The sequence below is a fragment of the Micrococcus sp. HG099 genome (assembly GCF_024723355.1).
Lineage (GTDB): Bacteria > Actinomycetota > Actinomycetes > Actinomycetales > Micrococcaceae > Micrococcus > Micrococcus endophyticus.
Map to the genome: position 1 here is coordinate 1 of NZ_JANQCJ010000089.1, position 10,057 is coordinate 10,057.

Below are 10,057 nucleotides of genomic sequence, written 5' to 3' on the forward strand. Positions count from 1 at the left end.
GTGCTCGACCTCACCGCCGTGGGCCGCCTGGACGCGGCCGCCCGCGCGGGCACCCCCGTGGCGGCCGCCGCCGTCGCCCTGGCCCCGCAGGCCGTGCTGCAGCGCGAGGCCCTGCCCGAGGACGGCCCCGAGCTCGCGGCCGTCCTGGCCGACCCCGAGACCCCCGTGTGGGTGCTCACCGACGCGCGCGGACTCGTGCGCTCGGTGGTGCCCCGCGAACGCATCCTCGCCGCCGTCCACGCGACGCGACGCCCCTGACCCGACGAAGGAGCCATCCGACGATGACCGAACCCACCGGCGTGAGCGCGCGCCGCGGCCCCCTGCGGGCCGGCCAGCGCGTCCAGATCAAGGACGCCAAGGGCCGCCTGAACACCATCACCCTGCTGCCCGGCGGCGAGTTCCACAGCTACCAGGGGGTCCTGCGCCACGACGACCTGATCGGCGGCTTCGAGGGCGTGGTGGTGGAGAACTCCGCCGGCCAGCCCTACCAGGTGCTGCGCCCGCTGCTCAACGACTTCGTGCTCTCCATGCCGCGCGGGGCCACCGTGGTCTACCCCAAGGACGCCGCCCAGATCGTGCAGCAGGCGGACATCTTCCCGGGCGCCGTGGTGGTCGAGGCCGGCGTCGGCTCCGGCGCCCTGTCCATGTCCCTGCTGCGCGCCGTGGGGGACCACGGCCGGCTGCACTCCTACGAGCGCCGCGAGGAGTTCGCGGACGTGGCCCGCGCCAACGTGGAGGCGTTCTTCGGCGCCGAGCACCCCGCCTGGTCCATCCACCTCGGCGACGCCCAGGAGCAGATGACCCGCGTCCACGAGCCCGGCTCCGTGGACCGCGTGGTCCTGGACATGCTCGCGCCCTGGGAGTGCCTCGACGCCGTCGCCGAGGTCCTCGCCCCCGGCGGCGTCTGGCTGAACTACGTGGCCACCGCCACCCAGCTCTCCCGCGTGGCCGAGGCCATCCGGGACTCCGGCCGGTTCACCCAGGTGGAGGCCAACGAGACCCTCGTGCGCGGCTGGCACCTGGACGGGCTCGCCGTGCGCCCCGACCACCGGATGGTCGCCCACACCGGCTTCCTGCTCACCGCCCGCCGCCTCGCCACCGGCGAGGAGGCCCTGCGGCTGAAGAAGCGCTCCAAGGTCTCCGAGTTCAAGGCCGAGGACGTCGAGGCCTGGCAACCGGCCGACGAGGCCCGGTGGACCCCCGAGGCCCTCGGCGAGCGCCCCGTCACGGACAAGAAGGCGCGCAAGGCGGCCAAGGAGGCCCGGCTCATGGCGGCGCGGTCACGTGCCGCCGAGCGCGGCGTGGACGCGTACGGTGGAAGGATCCAGGAGCAGGACCAGGACTGAAGGGGAGGCGCCCGTGGACCAGGACGCGCAGGGGGGACCGGAGCAGCTCGAGCGCCGGCTCGGCGAGGCCCGTGAGCTGCTGCGGCAGTCCCAGGCCGAGGCCGAGCGGCTGCGGCACCAGCTCGACTCGGCCCAGCGGCACGCCGCGCGCCTCAGCGAGCGCCGCCGGGAGGCCGAGGCCCAGACCCAGACGGCCGCCCGCAACAACCGGCGCATGGTCGAGCTGCTCGAGGCCACGCGCACCGAGATCACCACGCTCAAGGAGAACCTGGACGCCGTCACGCATCCGCCGTTCACCTTCGCCACCCTCGAGGCCGTCCACGCCCCGCGTGAGCCCGAGGAGGGCGTGGAGACCGGCGCCGTGGTGCGCGGGGGAGCGGATGTCGTGCAGAACGGCCGGCGGCTGCGCGTGACGGTCTCCCCGCTGCTCGACGCCGCCCGCCTCGTTCCCGGCGCCCAGGTGCTGCTGGACGAGTCCAGCGCGATCGTGGGCGTCGCGCCGGGCACCGGCTCGGGCCAGCTGCTGCGCGTCAAGGAGGCGCTGCCCGACGGCGGCCTCGTCCTGGCCAGCACGGCGGACGAGGAGCGCGTGGTGCGGCGCGCGCCCGCGCTGGAGGGCGTCGAGCTGCGCCACGGGGACGCCGTCACCGTGGACCCGCGCGTCGAGTGGGCGCTGCGGCGGGTCGAGCTGTCCGAGGTGGACGAGGTGCTGCTCGAAGAGGTCCCGGACGTCACGTTTGAGGACATCGGCGGCCTCGGCCCCCAGATCGACCGGATCCGCGAGGCCGTCGAGATCCCGTTCCTGCACCCCGAGGTCTACCGCGAGCACGGTCTGCGCGCCCCCAAGGGGATCATGCTGTACGGCCCGCCCGGCACCGGCAAGACCATGCTCGCCAAGGCCGTGGCCAACGCCCTCTCGGCCCGCAGCGCGGACGGCGAGCGCTCGTTCTTCCTCAACGTCAAGGGGCCCGAGCTGCTGAACAAGTACGTGGGCGAGACCGAGCGGCAGATCCGCGTCATCTTCGACCGGGCCCGCGAGAAGGCCGACGCCGGCTTCCCCGTGGTCATCTTCTTCGACGAGATGGAGTCGCTGTTCCGCACGCGCGGCTCCGGCGTCTCCTCGGACGTGGAGACCACGATCGTCCCGCAGCTGCTCACCGAGATCGACGGCGTCGAGGCCCTCGAGAACGTGATCGTCATCGGCGCCTCCAACCGCGAGGACATGATCGACCCGGCCGTGCTCCGCCCCGGCCGGCTGGACGTGAAGATCCGCGTGGACCGTCCCGACGCCGCCGGCGCCGCGGAGATCATGGCCAAGCACCTCACCGCGGACGTGCCCCTGCACGCCGACGACGTCGCCGCGGCCGGCTCGGCCGGCTCGGCCCGCCAGGGGCTCATCGCCCGCACGGTGGAGGCCCTCTACGCCCGGAACGACGCCACCGCGCTGGCGGAGCTGACCGACGTCACCGGCGCCGTGCGACCCCTGCACCTGGCCGACCTCGTCTCGGGCGCCGTGGTGGCCGACGTCGTGGACCGGGCCAAGCGCCACGCCGTGCGCGACTACCTCGTCGCCGACCAGGACCCGGCCGCCCGCGGCGTGCGCGAGGGCCACCTGCGCGAGGCCGTGGACGCGGTGCTCGAGGACCAGACGGACCTGCTGGCCACCGTGGCGCCCGCCGAGTGGGCGCGCACCTCGGGCTGGCGCGGCCCGCGCCTGCAGTCGCTGCGGATGGTGCGCGGGGCGCAGTCGTGAGCGCGTTCGGCCGCGGGACCGCGGACGGCTTCGCCCGGGCCGTCGCCGTCGACGTCGGCCCGACCCCCGCCTTCGAGGGCCAGCGTCGGCTGTTCCACGGCGCGGCCGTGCCCCCGAACGGGCGGGACGCCGCCGGCTGGGGCGTGCACCGGGTGATGGGCACGGAGACCGAGTTCGGCATCCACGCGCCGGCCAACCCGGGGGCGCACCACAGCGTGCTCTCGGTCGAGCTCGTGAACGCGTACGCGGACCTGGTCACCCGGTCCGGCTCGGCGGTGGCCGGCACGGAGTGGGACTACACGGGGGAGTCGCCGCTCGTGGACGCGCGCGGCTGGCGGCTGCCGCGTTCGGCGGCGCACCCCTCGCAGCTGACCGACGAGGCGCTCGTGGGCCCGGACGGGGAGCCCGTGCACCTGCTGCTGTCCACCGTGCTGGCCAACGGCGCGCGCTGGTACGTGGACCACGCCCACCCGGAGTACTCGTCGCCGGAGACGACCACCCCGCGGGACGCCATGGTCTGGGACGCCGCCGGGGACCTGGTCGCGCAGGCGGCGGCCGAACACATCGGCCAGGCCGAGGGCGCCCCGGAGGTGCTGGTCTACAAGAACAACGTGGACGGCAAGGGCCAGTCCTACGGAGCGCACGAGAACTACCTCGTGGCCCGGTCCCTGGACTTCGAGGAGCTCACCGCCGTCCTGCTGCCGTTCTTCGCGGCGCGGCAGGTGCTCGTGGGCGCGGGTCGCGTGGGCCTGGGCCCGGCGGGGGAGCGGCCGGGGTTCCAGCTGTCCCAGCGCGCGGACTACTTCGAGGAGTCCGTGGGCCTGGAGACCACCATCCACCGGCCGATCGTGAACACCCGGGACGAGCCGCACGCGCGGCGGGAGGCGTACCGCCGGCTGCACGTGATCATCGGCGACGCCACGCTGAGCCAGCACGCCACATGGCTGCGGATGGGCATGACGGCCCTCGTGCTGGCGATGGCCGAGGCCGGGACCGCGCCCCGGCTCGTCCTGGACGATCCCGTGGCCGCGCTCCAGGCGATCAGCCACGACCCGACCCTGCAGGCGCGGGTCCCGCTGCTCGAGCACCCCGACGACGGCGGCGCCCCGGTCCGCCGGCACTGGACCGGGCTGGAGATCCTCGCCGCCTACCACCGGGCCGCGCGGGAGCACTGCGCGGCGTTCGGCGTGGACGACCCCGAGACCGCCGCGGTGCTCGCGGCCTGGGCCATCGACCTCGACGACGCCACCGCGGATCCGCTGTCCCTGAGCGACCGCGCCGACTGGGCGGCCAAGCTGCGCGTCCTCGAGGGCCTGCGGGCCCGCGCGGGTGCGGACTGGACCGACCCCCGCCTCGCGATGGTGGACCTGCAGTACGCCGACCTGCGCCCGGCCCGCTCCCTGCACCGCCGGCTCGTGGCCGCCGGCGCGCTCCGGACGCTCGCCGACGAGGCGGAGATCCGTGCCGCCGTCGCCACGCCGCCGCGGGCCACCCGCGCGTGGACCCGCGGCAACCTCGTGGGCCGCCACGGTGACCGCGTGGCCGGCGCCGCGTGGGAGACGCTGCTGCTGCGCGGGGCGGGGGAGCGGGTGCACCGGCTGCACCTGGCCGAGCCGCTGGTCGGCGCCGCCATGGACCTGCCCGGCTGGTGGGAGGACGCCGCCGCGCCCCGGCCCGACGACGAGGCGCTCGTGGCCACGCTGCCGCCGCTGTTCGGCGCGCGGGCCTGAGACGAGGGCTGGCGCTCAGCCCGTGACGGCCGCGCGCACGCGGCCCAGCAGGGCGTCCGCCCGCGCGACGAGACGGTCCGCCCGGTCGACGTCGGTGCGCAGGATGCCCTCCACGCCCTCGTCGCGGAGGGGGCCCAGGTTGGTCTCGAGTGTGACCGTGGCGGCGGTGAGGCCGCCCCGGATGCAGCCGAGCGCCGCACCGACGTCGGAGAGCACGTTCGGGTTCGCCGCGTCCAGCACACGCTCGGCCAGGTCCAGTGCACGCGCGGCGGCGTCGACGATCCCGCGGGGTGGCCGGACGGCCTCGGCCAGGGCGGCCTGGATCGCGGCCGAGCGCCGGGACCGGGCCTCCGGGGTGTCGCGGGGCAGCCCGAACGCCTCGGCCACGGCGCCGAAGCCCCGCTCGTCGCCGTCGGCGAGGCCGAGGCACGCCGCGATCAGGCCCTCCGATGCCCGAGCGTCCTCCTCGGCCGCGCTGAACCGGGCCGCCATGGCCAGCAGTCCGGCGCCCTCGGCGACCGCGAGCGCGCCCGTCGCGCCGCCGCCGGGGGTGGGCTCGCCGGAGGCGAGGCGCCCCAGATAGCTCTCGATGCTCTCGTCGCGGATCATGCCCCCACGGTGCCAGACCGAGCCCGACCGTGGCCCGCCCTCAGGCGCGCTCCCAGGAGGCGACCGGCCCCGGGACGATCGTGAACAGCGGGTGCACGTCGGGGACGGGCGTGTCCGACCACCGTTCGAGCCAGGCGGGGCTGCGCGCGGCCAGCTTGGCGCACAGGTGACGCCACTCCAGGTCGCGCTGGCCCGTGGTGGCCGGGATCGGTGCGAGACCGACGGGCGGGATGCGCACCGCGCCGTCGGGGGCGGGGCACGGCCGGTCGATCCGGGAGTGGTCGAAGCGGTAGCCGCGCGCCGTGGCCTCGGCCTCGAGGCCGGAGAGGAACGCGCCGACGGCGACGGACGGGTCCGGATGCTCCCGGAACCTCAGCAGCTGCGGGTGGTCGCGATACCCGCGCGTGCGGCCGGCCAGGACGGCCTGGGCGAGCAGGGCTTCGCGCCAGGCGCCCGTCAGGCCCTGGCGGTCGAGGTGGCGGGGATGAAGGGTCCACAGGCGCATGCCCCCATCCTGCCAGCGTGAGGCAACCCGGGGACGTGGGGCTGAAACGTGGCCCGTGCGTGGGGCAGGATGGGTGGACGCGGACGAAGCACATCGACCCGCGTCGACGCACGAGGAGGCCACCATGTCCCAGGAGCAGATCCGCCCACGCCCGTCCGGCGGCGACGACGAGACCGGCGCCGCGGCGGGCCAGGCGCACGTGAAGCCCGCGGCCCAGGACCAGGGCCTGGACAGCCTGCTGGACGAGATCGACTCGGTGCTGGAGTCCAATGCCGAGGAGTTCGTCAAGGGCTTCGTCCAGAAGGGCGGCCAGTGACCGACGCGGACCGCGCCCGCCGGATCTTCGGGCTGGAGACGGAGTACGGCGTCCAGCACTGGAACCCGGAGGGGCGCCCGCTCAGTCCCGAAGAGGTCGTCCGGTACCTCTTCCGGCCCGTCGTCGAGTGGGGGCACTCCTCGAACGTGTTCGTCTCCAACGGCTCCCGCCTGTACCTGGACGTGGGCTCCCACCCCGAGTACGCCACCGCCGAGTGCTCCACCCTGGACGAGCTGATCGCCTCGGACGCCGCGGGCGACCTCATCCTCCACGATCTCGTCACGCGGGCGCAGGAGCGCATGGCCGCGGACGGGATCGGCGGCCGGATCCACCTGTACCGCAACAACGCGGACTCCTCGGGCAGCTCCTACGGCTCCCACGAGAACTACCTGCTGCGCCGGCGCACCGAGTACCGCCGGCTCACCGAGGCGCTCGTGCCGTTCCTCGTCTCCCGCCAGATCCTCGTGGGCGCCGGCCGGGTGGTCCCCGCCGGCACGTGGCCCGAGGGTGACGGCGCGGCGCACTTCGCGTTCTCCCAGCGGGCGGACTTCGTGCAGGACGGGGTCTCCTCCTCGACCACGCGGTCCCGGCCGATCATCAACACGCGCGACGAGCCCCACGCGGACGCCTCCGAGTACCGCCGCCTCCACGTGATCGTGGGGGACACCAGCCTCTCCGAGCACACCCACCTGCTCCGATTCGGGGCCACGGACCTGATGCTGCGCATGATCGAGGCCGGCTTCCCCCTCGGGGACCGGGTGCTCGCCCACCCGACCCTGGCCGTCCGCCAGATCTCCCACGACCTCACGGGCACCGCGCGCGTGGCGCTGCGGGACGGGGACGCCTCCGCCCTGGAGCTGCAGGAGCACTACCTCGAGCGCGCCCGGGCGTTCGTGGCCGCCGAGGGCGCCCACCACGAGCGCGTGGAGGAGATCCTGACCCTGTGGGAGGACGTGCTCGAGGCGGTCCGCACGGGGGACCGTTCCCGGATCGAGGACCGCATCGACTGGGCGATCAAGCTGCGCATGCTCGAGGACTACCGGGCCCGGCAGGACCTGGACTGGGGCTCGGCGCGGCTCGCGCAGCTGGACCTGGCCTTCCATGACATCGACCCGGACCGGGGCCTGTTCCGCCTCCTGCTGCGCCGCGGCGCGGCCGCGCGGCTGCTGCCCGAGGACGCCGGCCGGCTGGCCGTGGACGCGGCCCCGCCGACGACGCGCGCCCGCGTGCGCGCCGACTTCATCGCCCGCGCCCGTCAGCGGGGGCTGGGCTACGCGGTGGACTGGACCACGCTCAAGCTCACGGACCACCCGCTGCACGCGATCGCGGCGAAGGACCCCTTCGACGCGTCCTCGGACGCGGTGGACCGGCTGTTCGAGCGCATCGGCTGACAGGGCGCGCCCGGCGGGTCCCGGGGCGACGCCCAGGGCCCGCCGCTAGGGTGTGGCGCATGAGTTCGTTCCAGACCCCCGAGACCACGACGCCGCGTCGCCGCCGTCGCCTCCTGCCCCTGGTGTCGCTGGGCGTGGCCGGCCTGTTCCTGGCCACCGCCTGCGCCTCCGGCCAGGACGACACGCCGGAGCCGCACGATGACGCCGCCTCCGCCTCGCAGTCCGCCGCGCCCGAGCGTGCCGCGGTCGGCGAGGGCCAGGGCGAGCCGGACGCCCTGGAGGGCCTGTCCTTCTCCGAGGGCGAGGACGGCGCCCCCAGCGTCGAGGTCGACGGCGAGCTCGCCACGGACCAGCCCACCACCCGCGTGCTCACCGCCGGCGAGGGCGACCAGGTGCAGGAGGGCGACGTGCTGAAGATGTCGATCGCCGTCGTGGACCCCGCCAGCGGCGACGTGCTCGCCGAGAACTTCACCGGCGACCCCGAGTCCGTGCCTGTGGACCAGCAGCTCAAGAGCATGAACCCGGAGATGCACGACCTGCTGGTGCGCAACGGCGTCGGCTCCGTCGTCGCCGCCTACAGCCCCGAGCGCGAGGTCACCGCCCCGCCCGCCGACGGCGCCTCGCCAAGCGCGTCCCCCCCCACCCAGACCCAGCCCGCCCAGCTCTTCGTGTACAAGATCGAGTCGATCCTGCCCACGCAGGCCCAGGGCGAGGAGGTCGCCGAACGCGACGAGCGGCTGCCCGAGGTCACCGTGACCGACGGTACCCCGGAGATCGGCGACGCCGAGGGCGAGGCCCCGTCCGAGATGGTGGTCCAGCCGCTGATCCGCGGCGAGGGCCCCGAAGTGGGCCCGGACGACTCCGTGACCGTGAACTACGTGGGCGAGACCTGGTCCGAGGGCACCCGGTTCGACTCCTCGTGGGAGCGCGGCGCCCCCATCTCCTTCTCCCTGAACCAGGTGATCCCCGGCTGGAAGGAGGGCCTGGCGGGCCAGCCCGTGGGCTCGCGCGTCCTGCTGTCGATCCCGGCGGAGAAGGCCTACGGTGAGCAGGGCAGCCCGCCGGACATCGGCCCGAACGAGCCCCTGCTGTTCGTGGTGGACATCCTGGACGCCCAGGCCCCGTCCACCCCGCCGGCGAACTGACCCCCGCACCCACGACCCCTCAGGAGAGCACCGTGTCCTTCGGACAGCGCGACTACGACCGCACGAAGCCCGAGATCGACTTCCCGGGCGAGAACCCGCCCACCGAGCTGGTGGTGGAGGACCTGATCGCCGGCTCCGGCCCCGCCGTGGAGGCCGGCTCCCGCGTGCAGGTCCACTACGTGGGCGTGGCCTGGTCCACCGGCGAGGAGTTCGACGCCTCGTGGAACCGCGGCACCCCGCTGCCGCTGACAGTGGGCGTCGGCCAGGTCATCGCCGGCTGGGACCAGGGCCTGCTGGGCATGCAGGTGGGCGGCCGCCGCCGCCTCGAGATCCCGCCGCACCTGGGCTACGGCGCCCGCGGCGCCGGCTCGGCCATCGGCCCGAACGAGACGCTGATCTTCGTCTGCGACCTCGTCTCGGTCGACTGACCCGCGTCCCGTCCATGGCCCCTCCCGCCTCCCGGCGCGCCGGCGACGAGGCCGCCGAGCGGATCATCTCGCTGCTGTGGCTGCTGCTGTCCGCGCCCCACGGCCTCGAGCGTGACCGGATCCGGCGCCAGGTGGTCGGCTACGAGGGGCTCTCGGACGCCGCCTTCGAGAAGCTGTTCCAGCGGGACCGCCGCGTGCTGCGCGCCGTGGGGGTCCCGCTGGAGACGCTCGAGGTGGACTCCTTCGAGGAGGAGGCGCAGGGCGTCCGCCACCGCGTGGTGCGCGACGCGATGCTGCTGCGCGACCTCGACCTCACCGTGGATGAGCGCCGCGCCCTCGTGCGCGCCCGCCGTCTCTGGGGCGACTCGCCCCTGCGCGCCGACATCGTGCGCGCCGTGGGGCTGCTCTTCGCCCCGACCCCGGACCTGGCCGCCGACGACGAGCTGGCCGGCTACCATGCCCTCACGCCGCGGGCGGACCCCCGGCTCGAGGCCCTGACCCAGGCCGTCGCCGAGGAGGCCGTCCTGCGCTTCCCCTACCGCGACGCGCGGGGCCGGGAGAGCCGGCGGACCGTGCGGGCGTGGTTCCTCACGCTCGTGCGCGGCCGCTGGTACCTCACCGGCTGGGACGCGGACCGCGAGGCCGAGCGCAGCTTCCGCCTGACCCGCATGGAGGGCGAGCCGCGCCGCGTGGAGCGCGCCGCGTCCCTGCCGGGGCGCCCCGCCGACCACGACCACGCCGACCTGGTGGCCCGCCTGGCCGGCCAGGCCGACGCCGAGCGCGTGCGGGTCTGGCTCGCCCCCGGGCGCGGCCAGGGCGTGCGGGCCGTGGGCG

The 10,057-nt window shown here is 75.3% G+C and carries 10 protein-coding genes and 1 pseudogene; 9 read left to right on the top strand and 2 right to left on the bottom strand.

What is annotated here, in order from left to right; genetic code table 11:
- The 4 genes and pseudogenes from NWP10_RS08430 to dop form a co-directional block, all read left to right on the top strand.
- Positions 1 to 258: pseudogene (locus NWP10_RS08430) on the top strand (peptidase); the annotation flags it as partial.
- 23 nt (positions 259 to 281) lie between these two features.
- Positions 282 to 1,346, top strand: a complete 1,065-nt coding sequence (locus NWP10_RS08435) for a tRNA (adenine-N1)-methyltransferase (protein ID WP_158492767.1) — start codon at positions 282 to 284, stop codon at positions 1,344 to 1,346.
- The gene (arc, locus tag NWP10_RS08440; RefSeq protein ID WP_258300551.1) at positions 1,315 to 3,099 is read left to right on the top strand and encodes a proteasome ATPase; all 1,785 of its coding nucleotides are present in this window, start codon (positions 1,315 to 1,317) and stop codon (positions 3,097 to 3,099) included. The genes NWP10_RS08435 and arc overlap by 32 nt, the downstream gene beginning before the upstream one ends.
- Positions 3,096 to 4,829 (top strand): depupylase/deamidase Dop, encoded by a 1,734-nt coding sequence (gene dop / locus NWP10_RS08445; RefSeq protein WP_258300552.1) that lies wholly within the window; start codon positions 3,096 to 3,098, stop codon positions 4,827 to 4,829. The genes arc and dop overlap by 4 nt, the downstream gene beginning before the upstream one ends.
- 15 nt (positions 4,830 to 4,844) lie before the next feature.
- Here the strand turns inward: dop and NWP10_RS08450 are convergent, their stop codons facing one another.
- Together NWP10_RS08450 and NWP10_RS08455 are read right to left on the bottom strand one after the other, a co-directional pair.
- Positions 4,845 to 5,438 (bottom strand): cyclodeaminase/cyclohydrolase family protein, encoded by a 594-nt coding sequence (locus NWP10_RS08450; RefSeq protein ID WP_258300553.1) that lies wholly within the window; start codon positions 5,436 to 5,438, stop codon positions 4,845 to 4,847.
- 40 nt (positions 5,439 to 5,478) lie between these two features.
- Complete coding sequence (locus NWP10_RS08455) at positions 5,479 to 5,943, bottom strand: pyrimidine dimer DNA glycosylase/endonuclease V (protein ID WP_258300554.1); 465 nt, start codon at positions 5,941 to 5,943, stop codon at positions 5,479 to 5,481.
- 124 nt (positions 5,944 to 6,067) lie between these two features.
- Between NWP10_RS08455 and NWP10_RS08460 the strand changes: the two genes are divergently transcribed.
- The 5 genes from NWP10_RS08460 to NWP10_RS08480 form a co-directional block, all read left to right on the top strand.
- A complete protein-coding gene (locus NWP10_RS08460; RefSeq protein WP_017488237.1) occupies positions 6,068 to 6,259 on the top strand; it encodes a ubiquitin-like protein Pup in 192 nt (63 codons plus the stop codon).
- Positions 6,256 to 7,650 carry a Pup--protein ligase gene (gene pafA / locus NWP10_RS08465; RefSeq protein WP_258300555.1) on the top strand — a complete coding sequence of 465 codons (1,395 nt, stop codon included), beginning with the start codon at positions 6,256 to 6,258 and terminating at the stop codon, positions 7,648 to 7,650. Before NWP10_RS08460 ends, pafA begins: the two co-directional genes overlap by 4 nt.
- Positions 7,651 to 7,709: 59 nt before the next feature.
- On the top strand, positions 7,710 to 8,795 hold the full coding sequence (locus NWP10_RS08470; protein WP_258300556.1) for an FKBP-type peptidyl-prolyl cis-trans isomerase: 1,086 nt from the start codon (positions 7,710 to 7,712) through the stop codon (positions 8,793 to 8,795).
- 32 nt (positions 8,796 to 8,827) lie between these two features.
- Complete coding sequence (locus tag NWP10_RS08475; protein ID WP_017488239.1) at positions 8,828 to 9,223, top strand: FKBP-type peptidyl-prolyl cis-trans isomerase; 396 nt, start codon at positions 8,828 to 8,830, stop codon at positions 9,221 to 9,223.
- A gap of 14 nt (positions 9,224 to 9,237) precedes the next feature.
- A partial coding sequence (locus tag NWP10_RS08480; RefSeq protein ID WP_258300557.1) for a YafY family protein occupies positions 9,238 to 10,057 on the top strand: 820 nt, incomplete at its 3' end.

Coding starts and splice junctions, on each gene's coding strand:
- NWP10_RS08450 (WP_258300553.1), bottom strand. CDS start 5,438: ATGATCCGCGACGAGAGCATCGAGAGCTATCTGGGGCGCCTCGCCTCC.
- NWP10_RS08470 (WP_258300556.1), top strand. CDS start 7,710: ATGAGTTCGTTCCAGACCCCCGAGACCACGACGCCGCGTCGCCGCCGT.
- NWP10_RS08455 (WP_258300554.1), bottom strand. CDS start 5,943: ATGCGCCTGTGGACCCTTCATCCCCGCCACCTCGACCGCCAGGGCCTG.
- NWP10_RS08460 (WP_017488237.1), top strand. CDS start 6,068: ATGTCCCAGGAGCAGATCCGCCCACGCCCGTCCGGCGGCGACGACGAG.
- NWP10_RS08435 (WP_158492767.1), top strand. CDS start 282: ATGACCGAACCCACCGGCGTGAGCGCGCGCCGCGGCCCCCTGCGGGCC.